Source organism: Micromonospora sp. URMC 105 (assembly GCF_051386295.1).
Classification (GTDB): Bacteria; Actinomycetota; Actinomycetes; order Mycobacteriales; family Micromonosporaceae; genus Micromonospora.
Map to the genome: position 1 here is coordinate 1 of NZ_JBPQTL010000065.1, position 15,666 is coordinate 15,666.

Consider the following 15,666-nt stretch of genomic DNA (forward strand, 5'->3'; position numbering starts at 1 on the left):
GTGTCGGGGTATGCCCGAGCCGCGACACCCCGACACGCCGCGAACCGGGGGCGAGGGGCGGGGCAGGGCAGGGACGGGCAGCGGCCCGGGCGGGTGCGGCCCGGAAGGTCCGATGGCTCAGCTGAGCGGCAGGGTGGCGAGCCAGCGACTGACCTCGCGGCGGCTACGCAGCCGGACGACCGGCAGCCCGGGCGCGTGGGCGGCGACCGCGGCGAAGACCCGGGGCCGGGACCGGCCGGGGTAGCGCCAGATGTAGTGCAGGAAGCCCAGGTCGAGCCGTTCGGGGCAACCGGCGGGCAGGTCGGGGCGGTCGGCGGCGCGGCGGTCCCAGCGGCGGCGGACGACCCGGGCGAGGCAGAGCGGCCAGGGCAGATCGACCAGCACCAGCAGGTCGGCGCGGGGCAGGCGGAGATCGAGGGTGGCGGCGTAGTTGCCGTCCATCACCCAGCGCTCGCCGGCGGCGAGCGCCGCGACCTCGGCCCGGAAGGCCGCCTCGTCGGCGGGGATCCAGCCGGGGCGCCAGTAGTGCCGGTCGAGGTGGATCAGCGGCAGGTCGAGCCGGCGGGCGACCGCGCGGGCGAGCGTGCTCTTGCCGGCGCCCGAACTGCCGACGACCAGGATGCGGCGCATCGCAGGACGGTACCGAGAGGGGACGCCGGTTTCAGGCCCCGGAGGGCCGAGGGGCGGTGACGTCGTCGACGCGGAACGTCGGCGGCGTCACCGCCGGTCGGGCAGCGTCACTGACGGGTGTCCATCGAGGTCTGCAGCGCGCGCCGCATCTGCTCGCGCGCCTCGTCGGTGGTCTCGGGCTTGGGCTTGGTCGGCATGGGAGTTCCCTTCCAGGGTGCGGACCACCGGGGAGACGGCGGCCCTACGGGCGGTCCTGCTGAGCGCCGGGCGGCGGTCCGGGATCACCGGAGCGGCTCGCCTGGCAGCGTGAGCCCGGGTCGGTCTGACCCTGGAGGGAGGCGGCACCGGGTGTGGCACCACCGCCCACGACCTGCGTCGCGACGCGGCGCGGGGTCGTTTCCCAAGTTAACGTTCAGTTCCACATGCTGCCCACAGTTCCCGCCATCTGGACGGAACTGGCGTGCTCACCGGGCCAGGAAGTGCCAACCCAGCCACCACCAGAAGCCGAACACCCCGATCCGGCCCACCGGCACCGGCCCGACCTCGTACCGCATCACGTACGCGCAGACGTCGCCGAGCGACGGCACCCGCGAACCCGGGCGGCGGGCGGCCCACTCGACGGCCGCGAAGAGCAGCAGGGCGGCCAGGAAGCCGGCGATGGCGACGGTACGCATCATCGCCGGACCAGCCCCCAGAAGGCGGCCAGCCAGCCGAACCAGGCGGCCGAGCGGACCAGCTCGTCGGCGAGCAGCGGGTCCGCCAGCCGAGAGAAGGTGGGGAACTCGCTACCGGCGGAGACCACGAACGTCGCCGCCTCGAAGACGCCGAAGACGCCCGCCGGCAGCACCCACCACACGGCGCCGGGTCCGAGCCGGCGCGGCGCAGGCCGGCGGGGCACCCGGTTGCCCAGCCCCAGCCAGATGAGCGCGCCGCCGGTGCCCAGGGTCCACAGGTTCGCCTGGGTGGAGAAGGACGGCAACTGCCCACCGACCAGGGAGAGACAGGCCAGCACCGGCACCGTGACCACCGGACGGTCCCAGACGCGCGGCAGGTCGACGGTGAGCTCGGGGGGCTGCTCCATCCTCCGATTCTCCCCGCGCTCACCCAGCGCGGGAAGACCAACACTCAGCGGGAGCGCCGGCGGAGATCAGCCGACGATCAGCGCGCCGTCCAGCTCCGCCCGGATGGAGTCCGCCACGTCCTCGGCGCTCCCCGTACCGGTGAATCCGGCGGCGAACCGGTGCCCGCCGCCGCCCAGCGCCACCGCGACCGCGCTCACGTCGACCGCGCCCTTGCTGCGCATCGAGACGGCCCACTCGGCCGGGCCCACCTGCTTGAGCACGCAGGCCACGTCGGCCTCGGCGGTGCACCGCACCGAGTCGATCAGCGCCTCCAGCACGTACGGCCGCTGGTCGTGCCGGGCCAGGTCGTCCTGGGTGGCGTACGTCCAGACCAGCCCGTGGCCCGCCGCGGCGGACGGCTCCAGCCGGGCCCGGCCCAGCACCTCGCCGAAGAGCCGGACCGCGCCGAACGGCCGGGTGTCGAAGACCCGGCGGGAGATGTCGCCCGGGTCGATGCCGGTGGCCAGCAGCCGCGCCGCCAGCTCGTGCACCGCGGGGGTGGTGGCCGCGAACCGGAACGACCCGGTGTCGGTGGTCAGCGCGACGTAGAGGCACTGGGCGATCTGCGCGTCCAGCGGCACGTCGAGCCGGGTGAGCAGTTCGTCGACGACGACCGAGGTGGCCGCCGCCGCCGGGTCCACCAGGTGCACCCGACCGAACCGGGTGTTCGAGGCGTGGTGGTCGAGGACCAGCGCCTCGCCGGCGGTGTCGAGGCGGTCGACCAGCTCACCGAGCCGGGACTCGCTCGCCGCGTCGAAGCAGACCACCAGATCCGGATCCGGGTACGCCCCGGACTCCGGCACCAGCAGGTCGAGCCCCGGCAGCCAGCGGAACGGCTCGGGCACCTCGGGCGGCCCGGGAAAGGTCGCCTGGAGGTGCCGTACGCCGAGCCGGCGCAGCCCGAGCCCGAAGCCGAGCATGCTGCCCAGCGCGTCGCCGTCCGGGTTGACGTGACAGATCAGCAGCACCCGGGCGTCGGCCGGCAGCTCGCGTACCGCCGCGACGGCGGCGACCCAGTCGGACTCGTCCGGGCCGGTGAGCACCGGCCCGGTGAGCAGGTCGCCGGCCGCGCCCGGGGTGCCGGTCACCGCCGGTCCGTGGCCGACGGGGTGCCCTCGTCGTCGTCCTCGGCGTCCTCGTCCTCGTCGTCGTCCTCGGTCCGGTACGGCTGGGCCTCGCCCGCGTACTTGGCCTGGGCCGCCAGCCGCTGCACCTCGGCGTCGGACTGGCGGGCCGCGGCGAGCAGGTCGTCGATGTGCTTGACCTGGTCCTGCACGTCGTCGAGGACGAAGGTCAGGGTCGGCGAGTGGCGCAGGCCGAGCGCCTTGCCGACGGTGCTGCGCAGCATGCCCTTGGCGCTCTCCAGCGCGGCGGCGGTGCTGGCCTGCGCGGCCGCGTCACCGAGCACCGTGTAGAAGACCGTGGCGTCGCGCAGGTCGGCGGTGATCCGGGCGTCGGTGATGGTGATCATCCCGAGCCGGGGGTCCTTGATCTGGCTCCGCACCACCGACGCGACCAGTTCGCGAATGCGCTCCGCGTGCCGGCGTACCTTGGCCGGATCCGTCATCTCCCCCACCTCCAGGGCGTTCTGCTCCCGGCCGGTACGACGGCGCGGGGCACCGCCGGGACCGACCGCCCAACACCTCGAACACTACCCGCGCCGCCCGGCCGGTCGCGCGGCACCGCCGGTGGTGACGGCCACCGGCGGAATCAGTCGTCCTCGCCGTGCAACCGGCGGCGCACCGAGAGCAGCTCCGCCTCGGGGCGGCCGGCCACCAGGCGCTCGCAGGAGTCGAGCACCTCGCGGACGTGGGACGCCTCGGCGGCCACCACGGCCACCCCGATCTCGGCCCGGCCGTGCAGGTCGAGCGCGCCCACCTCGGCGACCGACACCTCGAAGCGGCGCAACGCCGCCACGATGGGCCGGACATAGGATCTCTTGGCCTTGAGCGACCGTGAGTCGCCCGGCAGCAGCAGGTCGAAGACCGCGGTTCCCGTGTACATCGCTTCGGACGATACGGACACCCTCCGACATGATCAAGGGGTTTACGCCGGACGGCGTAAACCCCTTGATCACTGTGTCAGCACCGGATCAGGCGCGCGGCTTCTCCCGCATCTCGAAGGTCTCGATGATGTCGCCGACCTGGACGTTGTTGAAACCGGCCAGCGTCAGACCACACTCGAAGCCCTCGCGGACCTCCGTCGCGTCGTCCTTGAACCGCTTGAGCGAGCTGATCGTGAGGTTGTCCGCCACGACCGCCCCGTCCCGCAGCAACCGCGCCTTGGCGTTGCGGCGGATGATGCCGGACCGGACGATACAGCCGGAGATGTTGCCGACCTTGGACGAGCGGAAGACGTCGCGGATCTCCGCGGAGCCCAGCTCGACCTCCTCGTACTCCGGCTTGAGCAGCCCCTTGAGCGCGGCGTCGATCTCCTCGATGGCCTGGTAGATGACCGTGTAGTACCGGATCTCCACGCCCTCGCGGTCGGCGATCTCGCGGACCTTGTTGGCGGCCCGCACGTTGAAGCCGATGATCGTGACCGCCTCGGACGAGGCGCTCGCGAGCATGACGTCGCTCTCGGTGATCGCACCCACGCCCCGGTGGATGATCCTGAGCTGGACCTCCTCCGGGATGTCGAGGTTGAACAGCGCGTCCTCGAGGGCCTCCACGGAACCGGAGACGTCGCCCTTGAGCACCAGGTTGAGCGAGGTCTTCTCGCCCTCCTTGAGCTGCTCCATGAGCGTCTCGAGGGTGGCCCGGCCGCGCGAGTTGGCGAAGGACGCCGCCCGCCGCCGTGCCTGCCGCTGCTCGGCGATCTGCCGCACCGTGCGGTCGTCCGCCGCGGCGAGGAAGGTGTCGCCGGCGCCCGGCACCGCGGTCAGACCGAGGACCAGCACCGGACGAGCCGGACCCGCCTCGGCGACCTGGTTGCCGTTCTCGTCGAGCATCGCCCGGACCCGGCCGTGCGCCCCACCGGCGACGATGGAGTCGCCCGCCCGCAGGGTGCCCTTCTGCACCAGCACCGTCGCCACCGCACCGCGACCCTTGTCCAGGTGCGCCTCGATGGCCACACCCTGCGCCGGCCCGTCGATCGGAGCGGTCAGCTCCAGCGACGCGTCGGCGGTCAGCAGGACCGCCTCGAGCAGGTCGTCGATGCCGATACCCGGCTTCGCCGCCACGTTGACGAACATGGTGTCGCCGCCGTACTCCTCGGCGACCAGGCCGTACTCGGTCAGCTGCTGGCGGACCTTGTCCGGGTTCGCCTCCGGCTTGTCGACCTTGTTGACCGCCACCACGATCGGCACGTCCGCCGCCTTGGCGTGGTTGAGCGCCTCGATCGTCTGCGGCATCACGCCGTCGTCGGCCGCGACCACCAGCACCACGATGTCCGTCACCTGGGCACCACGGGCACGCATGGCGGTGAACGCCTCGTGACCCGGGGTGTCGATGAAGGTCACCGCGCGGTCCTCGCCCTCGTGCGGGACGTGGACCTGGTAGGCACCGATGTGCTGGGTGATGCCACCGGCCTCGCCGGCCACGACGTTCGCCTTGCGGATCGCGTCGAGCAGCTTGGTCTTACCGTGGTCGACGTGACCCATGACGGTCACCACCGGCGCACGGCTGACCAGGCGGTCCTCCGCGACCTCGGCGTCGAGGTCGATGTTGAACTGCGCGAGCAGCTCGCGATCCTCGTCCTCCGGGCTGACAATCTGCACGTCGAAGCCGAGGTGCTCACCCAGCAGCAGCAGGGTCTCGTCAGAGCAGGACTGGGTCGCCGTGACCATCTCGCCCAGGTTGAACATCTCCTGGACCAGCGAACCCGGGTTGGCGTTGATCTTGTCGGCGAAGTCCGACAGCGAGGCGCCACGGGAGAGCCGGACGACCTGACCCTGACCCCGGGGAGCACCCGAGCTCATGGTCGGAGCCGACAGGTTGTCGAACTCCTGTCTGCGCTGCTTCTTCGACTTGCGACCGCGGGTCGGCCGACCACCCGGACGCCCGAAGGCACCCGCGGCGCCGCCGCCACGACCACGACCACCGGCACCGGGACGACCGCCACCGCCGGCCGGAGCACCCGGACGGAAACCGCCGCCCGGAGCGCCACCGCCGCCACCGGGGCCGCCGCGGTAGCCACCGCCACCGCCGGCGCCACCACCGGGACCGCCACGGAAGCCGCCACCGCCGCCACCGCCACCGGGGCCGCCGCGGAAGCCGCCGCCACCGCCACCGGGACGACCGGCACCGCCGCCGGGACCGCCACGACCGGCACCGGGGCCGCCGGGGCGACCCGTGGTCGGGCGCTGGCTCGGCATGGAAGCCGGGCTGGGACGGGGCGGCATGGAGGCCGGGCTGGGCCGCGGCGGCATGCCCGCCGGGCTCGGCCGGGGGCCACCGGCGGCCGGGGGCCGCTGCTGCTGTCCGCCCTGGATGCCGAACGGGTTGTTACCGGCGCCACGCGCCGGCGGACGACCGCCCGGCCGGGCACCCGGGCCCGGGGCCGGCGCACCGGGACGACCGGCGGCCGGGGTACCCGGACGCGGCGGCACGGCGTTCGGGCCGGGACGCGGACCCGGACGGGGGCCACCCTCGGTCGGGGGCTCCCGTCGAACGTTCTCACGCTGCTGCTGGCGGGCGGCCTGCGCGGCCTTGACCGCGGCCTCCTGCTCAGCCTTCAGCGCGGCGGCGCGCGCCTCGGCGGCGGCCACCTCGATGTCGTGCGCGCTCGCCGGCTTGGCGACCGGGGTCGCCGGCTGCGGCGGGCCGGGGACCGGGCCCTTGGGCTTCGGTCCAGGGGTCGGCGCGGCCGGCCGCCGGGGCGGCATCGGCTTGGCCGAGACCCGGGGGGCACCCGGGGTCGGGGACGGCGTCGGGGTCGGTGCCGGGCTCGGGGCGGCCGCCGCCGGGGCGGCCGGCGCCGAGGAACCACCGGCGGACGCGACGAAAGCGCCACGCAGCCGTCGGGCGACGGGCGCCTCGACGGTGCTGGACGCGGACTTCACGAACTCGCCCATTTCCTTCAGCTTGGCGAGCACTGTCTTGCTCTCGACCCCGAGCTCCTTAGCAAGCTCGTGTACGCGGGCCTTACCTGCCACTGCACTCCTCACTCCGAGGTCGTGCGGGCAGTACCCGCAGCGACCTCACTCGTGCACTTGAAGCCTGGTCATTTCAGGGACTTCATCGTGTGCTCATGTCGGTCGTCCTACCTTGCTAGCGACCCTCGCCCGGTCGGGTTGACCGGACGTAGTGGTTGGCGCATCGAGGTGCTCCGCAAGGGCGCCGTGGTCGAGGACCCCGGTGATGCGCAGCGCACGCCCGAAGGCGCGCCGCCGCACCGCCAGCGCGAAGCAGGCCGGATCCGGGTGCATGTTCGCTCCCCGACCCGGCAGCCTGCGAGCCGGATCAGGCCGGAGGCTGTGACCAGCCTCGTCGCCGACCGCGACGATCCGCAGCAATTCGCTGGCCGGCGCACGTCTCCGGCAACCCACACAGGTGCGCTCCGGCTGCGCGCGTCGTACCACTGGAAGAAGTCTACCCCTAGCTGGTCGAGATCGCGCCGCCCGGCTCCGGGACGTGATCAGCTCCGCCCCGACCGGCCGGGCCGGCCTGCTCCGCGTCGGACCGGATGTCGATCCGCCAACCGGTCAGTCGGGCGGCAAGCCGGGCATTCTGTCCCTCGCGCCCGATCGCCAGCGAGAGCTGGAAGTCCGGCACGGTGACCCGGGCCGTCCGGCTGGCCAGGTCGACCACCTCGACCCGCAGCGCCTTGGCCGGCGACAACGCGTTGCCGACGAAGGTCGCCGGGTCGTCCGACCAGTCGATGATGTCGATCTTCTCGCCGTGCAGCTCGCTCATCACCGCGCGCACCCGCTGACCCATCGGGCCGATGCAGGCGCCCTTGGCGTTGACGCCCTGCGTGGTGGAGCGCACCGCGATCTTCGTACGGTGACCCGCCTCACGCGCGATCGCGCCGATCTCGACCGTGCCGTCGGCGATCTCGGGCACCTCCAGCGCGAAGAGCTTCTTGACCAGCCCCGGGTGCGAGCGGGAGAGGGTGATCTGCGGGCCGCGCATCCCCTTGGCCACGTGCACCACGACACAGCGGATCCGCTCGCCGTGGTTGTAGCGCTCGCCGGGCACCTGCTCGGACTGCGGCAGGACGCCCTCCAGCTTGCCCAGGTCGACGCTGACGATGCCCTTCTCGACCCGCGCCTCGTGCGCCTGCACCACGCCGGTGACCAGGTCGCCCTCGCGGCCCACGTACTCGCCGAAGTGCACCTCGTCGGTGGCCTCCCGCAGCCGCTGGAGGATCACCTGCTTGGCGGTCATGGCCGCGATCCGGCCGAAGTCGTGCGGGGTGTCGTCCCACTCCCGCACCACGGTGCCGTCGGAGTCCACCTCCTGGGCGTAGACCAGGGCCGCCCCGGTCTTACGGTCGATCTCCACCCGGGCGTGCGGCTCGGCACCGTCGGTGTGCCGGTAGGCGGTCAGCAGCGCGGTCTCGATCGCCGCGAGGATCGTGTCGAACGGGATCTCCCGCTCGCGCTCGAGTGCGCGCAGCGCCGCGAGGTCGATGTTCACCTCTCCTCGTCCTCCACATCATCTTCGTCGTCGATGTCGTCAATGTCGTCGTCGGCCTCGTCCGCCTCGTCGATCTCGTCGAGGCGGCTGAACTCGACCTGCACCCGGCCGGGGCCGAGCTCGGCGTACGTGTGCTCCGCGCGGCCGGAGTCGGTCTCCAGCACCACGCGCTCGTCGTCGGCCGCCACCACCCGGCCGGTGACCTGACGGTCCCCGGCAGGCTGCCCGGACGGGCCCCCGCCGGCCCGGGTGGTCACCTTGACCAGGCGGCCCACGTTGCGCCGCCAGTGCCGGGGCAGGGTGAGCGGCCGGTCCACGCCCGGGGAGCTGACCTCGAGCTGGTACTCGCCGGCCACGATGTCGCCGCCGGCCTCCTCGGCCGCGTCCAGCGCCGCCGAGACCGCCCGGGAGACGTCCGCGACGGCGTCCAGGTTGATCCCGCCGTCGGCGTCCACGATCACGCGTACGACGTGCCGCCGGCCGGCCCGGGACACTGACAGGTCCTCCAGGTCGTACCCGACGCCCTGGACGACGGGTTCGATCACCTCGCGCAGCCGGTTGCGCCGGGCGGCGAGGTCCCCGCCCCGGGGTGCGCCCGCACGGTCGCCGCCCCGGGGGCCGTCGGTACGACGGGGTCGCCCCGTCGGCCCCGTCGGCCTGGTGGCACGGCCACGCTGCGTCATCTGGCGCACCCTTCTCCTGTTGTGCGGCGGCCCCGTGGCGCGCCATACCCACACGCCACCGGGGCGAACGCGCCGGTGGCTGCGCAGAGCGTAACGCGCCGGTCGGGCGGCGGGCCGGGCGGCGCACCGACGCCGGTCGCCCACCTGATGACGGAGATGGTGTTGACTTGTCCGGTGGCGACGGGCAGAACGACTGCGTACCGCGGTGGACCGGGGCAAACCCGGCGGGCCGTGCTGCGCGCGGGGGCACTCCTGACGGCGGGCGGCGCGACCCTGCCGCTGACTGGCTGTGATCTTCTCGACCGGGACGAGCCGGTTCCGCCGCCCGACCCGCTGGAGCCGCTGGCCGGCGAGGCACGCGAGCTGGCCGCCCGGTACCGGGCCGCCGTGGCCGCCGATCCGGGGCTGGCCGACCGGCTCACCCCGATCGCCGACGCGCACGCCGCGCACGCCGAGGAGATCCAGCGCCTGATCGGGCGCCCCGCGCCCAGCGGGTCCCCCGCCCCGGGCGCCACCGGGGCGACCGGCGACCGGGACGGGCTGCTCGCCGGGCTGCGGGCGGCCGAACAGCGCGGCCGGGAGTCGGCCGCGAAGGCGTGCGCCGCGGCGCCGGCCGAGCGGGCCGCGGTGCTCGGCTCGATCGCCGCCGCCCGGGCCACCCACGTGGAGGTGCTGAAGTGACCCGGCGGCAGGCCCCCACCGACGCCGGCCAGGCGCTGACCGCGGCGCTGACCGCCGAGTACGCGGCGATCTTCGCGTACGGCCCGATCGGGGTACGGCTCACCGACGCGGCCCGCCGCCAGGCCCGGGCGGCCGAGGCGGCGCACCGGGCCCGGCGCGACGCACTGGTGCTGCAACTGAGCGCCGGCGGCGCCCAGGTCCCGGCGGACCGGGCCGGCTACGCGTTGCCCTTCCCGGTCACCGACCGGGCCGGCGCGCTGCGGCTGGCGGTGGAGATCGAGGAGCGGACGGCGGCGTTCTGGCGGGCGGCGTTGCCGGTCACCACCGGCGCGGACCGGACCCGGGCGTTGAACGCGCTGACCGACTGCGCCCTGCGGGCCACCCGCTGGCGGCGCACGGCGGGGGTGTCGCCGGTCACCGTGGCCTTCCCCGGCCGGCCCACCTGAGCGCGGCGAGTGCCGTTCCGGTTGCGGTCCGCATACCAGGTATGCATACTCCGGAGCCATGTCCATCCGCCACGGCCTGCTCGCCCTGCTCGAGCGTGGCCAGATGTACGGCTACCAGCTCCGGGCGGCGTTCGAGGAGTCGACCGGCTCGACCTGGCCGCTGAACATCGGGCAGGTCTACACCACTCTCAACCGGCTGGAACGCGACGGGCTGGTCCGTTCGCTGCCCGAGCACGAGGGCGGGCAGCGGCCGTACGAGATCACCGACGCCGGGCGGGCGGACCTGACGCTCTGGTTCGCCACCCCGATCAGCCGCGCCGACCGGCCCCGCGACGAGCTCTCCATCAAGCTGGCCCTGGCGCTGACCACCCCGGGCGTCGACGTCCGGTCCGTGGTGCAGACCCAGCGCAGCGCGACCATGCGCACCCTGCAGGAGCTGACCCGGTTGAAGTACGCCAGCGACCGGCCGGAGGACCTGCCGTGGCGGCTGGTGCTGGACGCGATGGTGTTCCAGGCCGAGGCGGAGATCCGCTGGCTGGACCACTGCGAGACGAGCCTGGTCCGGTACCGCCCGGCCCCGCCCGCCGACCCGTCCGGGCGGCCCGGGGCGGTGCGGCACGACGACCAGGAGGTCCACCGGTGAGCGGCGGCCGGCCCGACCGGGTGGGCGTGCGGTGAGCGCGGCCGGCGAGCCGCTGCTCGACCTGCGCGAGGTGCACCGCACCCACGGCGGCGGCGAGGCCGCCGTGCACGCGCTGCGCGGGGTGAGCCTGACCGTCCACGCCGGCGAGCTGGTCGCCGTGATGGGCCCCTCCGGCTCCGGCAAGTCCACCCTGCTGACCCTGGCCGGCGGCCTGGACCGCCCCACCGCCGGTGAGGTGGTGGTCGAGGGGCAGTCGCTGGGCGCGCTCGACCCTCGCGAGCTGGCCCGGCTGCGCCGCCGCCGGATCGGCTACGTCTTCCAGGACCTCAACCTGCTGGGCAGCCTCACCGCGGCGGAGAACGTCGCGCTCCCGCTGGAACTCGACGGGGTGGGCGTACGGGCGGCGCGCCGGGCGGCGCTGGCCGCGCTGGACGAGGTGGGACTGACCGGGCTCGGCGGGCGCTTCCCCGACCAGATGTCCGGTGGTCAGCAGCAGCGGGTGGCGATCGCCCGGGCGCTGGTGGGCGAGCGGCGGCTGGTGCTGGCCGACGAGCCGACCGGGGCGCTGGACTCGCAGACCGGAGAGGCGGTGCTGCACCTGCTGCGCCGGCGGGTCGACGCGGGGGCCGCCGGCGTGCTGGTCACCCACGAGGCCCGGCACGCCGGTTGGGCCGACCGGGTGGTCTTCCTGCGCGACGGGGTGATGGTGGACTCGACCGCCCCGCTGGGCGGCGTCGAGCAGCTGCTCTCCGGCAGCGGTCGGTGAGGCGGCCGCCGGTGCGGCGTGGCGGCGAGCGGATCGCCGAGGCGGTCGGGTCGTGGCGGGCCGCGCTGCGGATCGCCCGGCGGGAGGCGGGCCGGGCGCGCCGGCGTACCGCGCTGGTACTGGCGATGATCACTCTGCCGGTGCTGGCGCTGACCTTCGTGGCGGTCAGCTACGACATGTCCGCGCTCACCCGCGGCGAACACGCGGCGCAGCGGCTCGGCGCCGCCGACGTCGAGCTGCGCTGGATCGCCGACGGCGCGGTGACCCAGGACCCGTGGGGCGAGAGCCCGCACCCGGTGGGAGACGACCCGCCGCGCAGCGGCCGGGTCACCGCCGAGGAGCTCGTCACGCTGCTGCCGCCCGGCAGCCGGGTCGCCCGGGTGCGCTGGTGGGTGCCGTTCGAGGCGCGGGTCGACGACGAACTCGTCTCCTTCAACGGCCGCTCGCTCGACCTGGCCGACCCGCTCGCCGGGTCGACGGCCCGGCTGCGCGCCGGCCGGGCGCCCGCCGGCCCGGACGAGATCGCCGTCAGCCCTCGCGCGCTGCGCCGCCTCGGGGTCGAGGTGGGCGGGAAGGTCACCCTCGCCGACGGTTCCCGCGGCTACACGGTGGTCGGCGTGGTGGAGTTCCCCGACGACCTGACCGAGGTGGTCGCGCTGCACCCGCAGGGGGCGCCGCCGCCGGCGAGCGCGGCCGAGGAGTCCTGGCTGGTCGACCTGCCGGGGCCGGTGGACGCGACGCTGACCGACCGGCTCAACGCGCGCGGGATCACGCTCACCGCGCGGACCCCGGTCCCCGGCGCGACCCTCGCCGAGCCCGACCTCAGCCGCATCCCGGTCACCGGGGACGCCGAGGAGACCGGCACGATGGTGCTGGTCAGCGGGCTCGGCCTGCTGGAGGTGGTGCTGCTGGTCGGGCCGGCGTTCGCGGTCGGCGTACGCCGGCGGCGCCGGGACCTCGCCCTGGTCGCGGTCGCCGGCGGCGACGCCGCCCACCTGCGCCGGATCGTGCTCGCCGACGGGGTGGTGCTGGGCGTCGGCGGCGCGGCCCTCGGGCTGCTGCTCGGCGTCGCCGCCGCGTTCGCCGGCCGGCCGGTGGTCGAGCAGTACCTCTTCGGCGCCCGCGCGGGCGGCTACCGGGTCTTCCCCGCGGCGCTGGCCCTGATCGCGGCGGTCGCGGTGCTGGCCGGGGTGCTGGCCGCGCTCGCCCCGGCCTGGGCGGCCGCCCGGCAGGACGTGGTGGCGGGGCTGGCCGGGCGGCGCACCGTGCCGCCGCACCGCCGCCGCTGGCTCGTTGTCGGCGTGGCGCTGACCGTCCTCGGGTCGGCGATCGCCGCGCTCGGGGCGCAGCTCGCCGGGCCGACGGTGATCCTCGCCGGGCTGACCCTCGGCGAGCTGGGGCTGGTCTTCGCCACGCCCACCCTGATCGGGCTGCTCGCCCGGATCGGCCCGGCGCTGCCGCCGGCCCCCCGGATCGCGCTGCGCGACGCCAGCCGCAACCGCTCCTCCACCGGGCCGGCGATCTCCGCGGTGATGGCCGCGGTCGCCGGTAGCGTCGCCCTCGGCGCCTACGTCGCCAGCGACGACGCGCGCACCCGCGCCGGCTGGCAGCCCGGCGTCCCACCCGGCCACGTGCTGCTGCTGCGGTCCGTACCGCCGGGCGGGGCGGCCCCGCCACCGGTGGCCGCGGTCGCCGACCGGGTCCGGGCCGTGCTGGCCGCCGACTCGGTCGCCCCGCTCGACGTGCCGGTCTGCGCGACGTCCGGGCCCTCCCAGGACTACTGCAGCGTCGCCGCGATGCTGCCGCCCGAACGGGTCTGCCCGTTCGAGGCGGAGGTGTTCCGGTCGGCCGCGCTCCGGCAGCGCGCCCTGGCCGACCCCCGCTGCACGCGGCCGACGCAGAGCCCCGAGGGGATGTACCTGCCGGCGGTGGTGGACGACGGGGCGGCCCTGCCGGCGCTCACCGACGCCCCGGCGGACGAGGTGGCCCGGGCGACGGCGGTGCTGCGGGCCGGCGGCGCGGTGGTGACCGATCCGCGCTACCTGGTCGACGGCACCGTGGCCCTGACGGTCGACCGGACCACCGACGGTGCCGATCCGCCGGTGACCACCACCGCGACCGTTCCCGGGTACGTGCTGCGCGGTGGCCTGCCGGTCGACCGGCTGGTGCTCTCCGCGCCGACGGCGGCGCGGCTCGGCCTGGCCGTCGAACACCTCGGCTGGGCGGTGGAGACCGACGACGCGCCGAGCGCCGCCCAGCAGCGGCGCCTCGCCGCCGAGCTGCGGCCGCTGGCGCCGGTGCTGGTCCAGGCGGAATCGGGACCGCCGGCGTCGGACCAGCGGCCGCTGCTGCTCCTGCTGGCGCTCGGCTCCGGCGTGATCACCCTGGGCGCGGCCGGGGTGGCCACCGGACTCGCCGCCGCGGAGGGCCGCCGGGACCTGTCCACCCTCGCCGCCGTCGGCGCCAGTCCCGCGCTCCGCCGGGTGCTCTCGCTCTGCCAGGCCGGGCTGATCGCCGGTCTCGGCTCGGTGCTGGGCATCGTCGCCGGGCTCGGCTCGGCGGTGATCATCCTGACCTCGATCAACCGCCAGTACGCCGCCGATTGGCCGGTGCAGCCCCCGTACCCGGTCGTGGTGCCCTGGCTGACCCTCGGGGTGCTGGTGGTGGTGCCGCTGGTGGCGATGCTCGGCGCGGGCCTGCTCACCCGGTCCCGGCTGGCGGTGGAGCGACGGCTGGACTGAGCGCGGCCCTCCGGGGGTGTTGCCGGACCCGCCGACCCGGCAGACTGGCGGCGTGTCCGTTCTGGGAACCCTCACTCGCCGACTCGGTCACCACGCCTGGTTCGGGGCCACCATGCGCCTGCTCGTCCCCGCCGACCGGATGGTCGGACGGCTCACCCGGGGCCGGGTGGTCGCGCTCGGGCTGATCCCCTCGCTGGTCATCACCACCACCGGCCGCCGCTCCGGCAAGCCCCGCAGCAACCCCCTGCTGTACGTGCCGGACGGCGACGCGTACGTGGTGATCGGGTCGAACTGGGGGCAGCAGCACCAGCCGGGCTGGGCGATGAACCTGCTCGCCGATCCGGCCGCCGAGGTGGACCTGAAGGGGCGTCGGGTCGCGGTCCGCGCCGAGGTGGCCACCGGCGGCGAACGGGACCGGCTGTGGCGGCTGCTGGTCACCGAGTGGCCGGCGTACCGGACGTACGTCGAGCGGGCCGGCGACCGGGAGATCCGCATCTTCCGGCTGGTGCCGACCGGCGGGCCGGTCGGCGACGCCCCGGCCTGACCCGGGCGCGGCGGCCCGGCGCGGCGGCCGGCGCTGACTAGGGTGCGGTGTACCGACGGTGCGCGGACCGTGACGGAGGTGGTACCCGGTGGGCGTCGGCAGCACCGAGATCGGCACTGAGGAGCACCTGGACGATCCACGGTGGAGGGTCGCCGAGCGGGTGGCCGAGGCGGCCCGGCGGCGGTTCCCGGCGGACATCCTCGCGGTGGCGGTGCACGGCCCGCTCGCGCACGGCGACGACGACGGCGGCGGGGACCGCGAGGTCGGCCTGCTGCTCGCCACCTACCGGCCGGGGGCCGGCCCGGAGCCGTCGACCCGGCGGGTGGACGGCGTGCTGGTCGATCTCACGGTGGTCGGCGCAGAGGAGTACCTGCGGCAGGCCCGGGCGCTGACCGCGCTCTGGCCGTTGACCGCCGACCGGTACGTCACCACCACCGCGCTGTACGACCCGACCGGCTGGCTGCGCACCCTGCGCGACGAGCACCTCGGCCGGCTGGCCCGGGCCCGGCCGGCGGAGTTCAGCACCGCCGCCCGGCAGGCCTGGTACCGGGGCTGCGCGGCGCACGCCCGGGCGGCCCGGCTCGCCGAGTGGTACGAGACCGACCAGGCGCTGCTGATGCTCGGTGAGGCGCGGCTGGCCGCGGCGACGGTGACCGGCCTGCTCACCCGCACCTACTTCCGCGACCCGGGCGACGCGGTACGCCGCACCGGGCTGGCCGGCGCCGACATGACCGAGGTCGGCACGGTCCTGCGCCGGCAGGCCGACGAACTGGCCGCCCGCGGGCGCCCGGTCGACGGCACCGTCGACGACCTCCTCACCGGCTGACCCA

General features: G+C 75.3%; 17 protein-coding genes. 7 read left to right on the forward strand and 10 right to left on the reverse strand.

Going from position 1 to position 15,666, the window contains the following annotated elements:
* Positions 1-117: 117 nt before the first annotated feature.
* The 10 genes from ACSNN7_RS19910 to rimP all read right to left on the reverse strand — a co-directional run bounded on the left by ACSNN7_RS19910 (position 118) and on the right by rimP (position 9,015).
* Positions 118-630 carry an AAA family ATPase gene (locus ACSNN7_RS19910; protein ID WP_436682370.1) on the reverse strand — a complete coding sequence of 171 codons (513 nt, stop codon included), beginning with the start codon at positions 628-630 and terminating at the stop codon, positions 118-120.
* A 464-nt stretch (positions 631-1,094) separates the two neighbouring features.
* A complete protein-coding gene (locus ACSNN7_RS19915; RefSeq protein WP_436682401.1) occupies positions 1,095-1,304 on the reverse strand; it encodes a DUF6186 family protein in 210 nt (69 codons plus the stop codon).
* Complete coding sequence (locus ACSNN7_RS19920; RefSeq protein ID WP_436682372.1) at positions 1,304-1,711, reverse strand: hypothetical protein; 408 nt, start codon at positions 1,709-1,711, stop codon at positions 1,304-1,306. The genes ACSNN7_RS19915 and ACSNN7_RS19920 overlap by 1 nt, the downstream gene beginning before the upstream one ends.
* Positions 1,712-1,777: 66 nt before the next feature.
* A complete protein-coding gene (locus tag ACSNN7_RS19925; RefSeq protein ID WP_436682402.1) occupies positions 1,778-2,809 on the reverse strand; it encodes a DHH family phosphoesterase in 1,032 nt (343 codons plus the stop codon).
* Positions 2,810-2,835: 26 nt separating this feature from the next.
* Complete coding sequence (gene rbfA / locus ACSNN7_RS19930) at positions 2,836-3,318, reverse strand: 30S ribosome-binding factor RbfA (protein WP_334450664.1); 483 nt, start codon at positions 3,316-3,318, stop codon at positions 2,836-2,838.
* A 143-nt stretch (positions 3,319-3,461) separates the two neighbouring features.
* The gene (locus ACSNN7_RS19935; protein ID WP_334450665.1) at positions 3,462-3,755 is read right to left on the reverse strand and encodes a DUF503 domain-containing protein; all 294 of its coding nucleotides are present in this window, start codon (positions 3,753-3,755) and stop codon (positions 3,462-3,464) included.
* An 88-nt stretch (positions 3,756-3,843) separates the two neighbouring features.
* Positions 3,844-6,846 carry a translation initiation factor IF-2 gene (gene infB, locus ACSNN7_RS19940; RefSeq protein ID WP_436682374.1) on the reverse strand — a complete coding sequence of 1,001 codons (3,003 nt, stop codon included), beginning with the start codon at positions 6,844-6,846 and terminating at the stop codon, positions 3,844-3,846.
* 93 nt (positions 6,847-6,939) lie between these two features.
* A complete protein-coding gene (locus tag ACSNN7_RS19945) occupies positions 6,940-7,272 on the reverse strand; it encodes a YlxR family protein (protein ID WP_334450666.1) in 333 nt (110 codons plus the stop codon).
* Positions 7,273-7,288: 16 nt separating this feature from the next.
* Positions 7,289-8,332, reverse strand: a complete 1,044-nt coding sequence (gene nusA, locus ACSNN7_RS19950) for a transcription termination factor NusA (RefSeq protein ID WP_436682376.1) — start codon at positions 8,330-8,332, stop codon at positions 7,289-7,291.
* Positions 8,329-9,015 carry a ribosome maturation factor RimP gene (gene rimP / locus ACSNN7_RS19955; protein ID WP_436682377.1) on the reverse strand — a complete coding sequence of 229 codons (687 nt, stop codon included), beginning with the start codon at positions 9,013-9,015 and terminating at the stop codon, positions 8,329-8,331. Before rimP ends, nusA begins: the two co-directional genes overlap by 4 nt.
* A 231-nt stretch (positions 9,016-9,246) precedes the next feature.
* Between rimP and ACSNN7_RS19960 the strand changes: the two genes are divergently transcribed.
* The 7 genes from ACSNN7_RS19960 (at position 9,247) to ACSNN7_RS19990 (ending at position 15,662) form a co-directional block, all read left to right on the forward strand.
* Complete coding sequence (locus ACSNN7_RS19960) at positions 9,247-9,696, forward strand: hypothetical protein (protein ID WP_436682379.1); 450 nt, start codon at positions 9,247-9,249, stop codon at positions 9,694-9,696.
* Positions 9,693-10,142: a ferritin-like domain-containing protein gene (locus ACSNN7_RS19965; RefSeq protein WP_436682381.1), complete on the forward strand. Its 450-nt coding sequence runs from the start codon at positions 9,693-9,695 to the stop codon at positions 10,140-10,142. Before ACSNN7_RS19960 ends, ACSNN7_RS19965 begins: the two co-directional genes overlap by 4 nt.
* Positions 10,143-10,200: 58 nt before the next feature.
* Positions 10,201-10,785: a PadR family transcriptional regulator gene (locus ACSNN7_RS19970; RefSeq protein WP_436682382.1), complete on the forward strand. Its 585-nt coding sequence runs from the start codon at positions 10,201-10,203 to the stop codon at positions 10,783-10,785.
* 31 nt (positions 10,786-10,816) lie between these two features.
* Positions 10,817-11,551, forward strand: coding sequence for an ABC transporter ATP-binding protein (locus ACSNN7_RS19975; protein ID WP_436682384.1), 735 nt, complete (start codon positions 10,817-10,819; stop codon positions 11,549-11,551).
* A gap of 11 nt (positions 11,552-11,562) precedes the next feature.
* The gene (locus ACSNN7_RS19980) at positions 11,563-14,292 is read left to right on the forward strand and encodes an FtsX-like permease family protein (protein ID WP_436682386.1); all 2,730 of its coding nucleotides are present in this window, start codon (positions 11,563-11,565) and stop codon (positions 14,290-14,292) included.
* A 52-nt stretch (positions 14,293-14,344) separates the two neighbouring features.
* Positions 14,345-14,836: a nitroreductase family deazaflavin-dependent oxidoreductase gene (locus ACSNN7_RS19985; RefSeq protein ID WP_436682388.1), complete on the forward strand. Its 492-nt coding sequence runs from the start codon at positions 14,345-14,347 to the stop codon at positions 14,834-14,836.
* Positions 14,837-14,924: 88 nt separating this feature from the next.
* Positions 14,925-15,662 (forward strand): nucleotidyltransferase domain-containing protein, encoded by a 738-nt coding sequence (locus ACSNN7_RS19990; protein ID WP_436682390.1) that lies wholly within the window; start codon positions 14,925-14,927, stop codon positions 15,660-15,662.
* Positions 15,663-15,666: the final 4 nt, after the last annotated feature.

Bases quoted from the DNA above. Each gene is read 5' to 3' on its own strand.
- ACSNN7_RS19910 (WP_436682370.1), bottom strand. From the start codon at position 630: ATGCGCCGCATCCTGGTCGTCGGCAGTTCGGGCGCCGGCAAGAGCACG.
- ACSNN7_RS19915 (WP_436682401.1), bottom strand. From the start codon at position 1,304: ATGCGTACCGTCGCCATCGCCGGCTTCCTGGCCGCCCTGCTGCTCTTC.
- ACSNN7_RS19920 (WP_436682372.1), bottom strand. From the start codon at position 1,711: ATGGAGCAGCCCCCCGAGCTCACCGTCGACCTGCCGCGCGTCTGGGAC.
- rbfA (WP_334450664.1), bottom strand. From the start codon at position 3,318: ATGACGGATCCGGCCAAGGTACGCCGGCACGCGGAGCGCATTCGCGAA.
- ACSNN7_RS19935 (WP_334450665.1), bottom strand. From the start codon at position 3,755: ATGTACACGGGAACCGCGGTCTTCGACCTGCTGCTGCCGGGCGACTCA.
- rimP (WP_436682377.1), bottom strand. From the start codon at position 9,015: ATGACGCAGCGTGGCCGTGCCACCAGGCCGACGGGGCCGACGGGGCGA.
- ACSNN7_RS19970 (WP_436682382.1), top strand. From the start codon at position 10,201: ATGTCCATCCGCCACGGCCTGCTCGCCCTGCTCGAGCGTGGCCAGATG.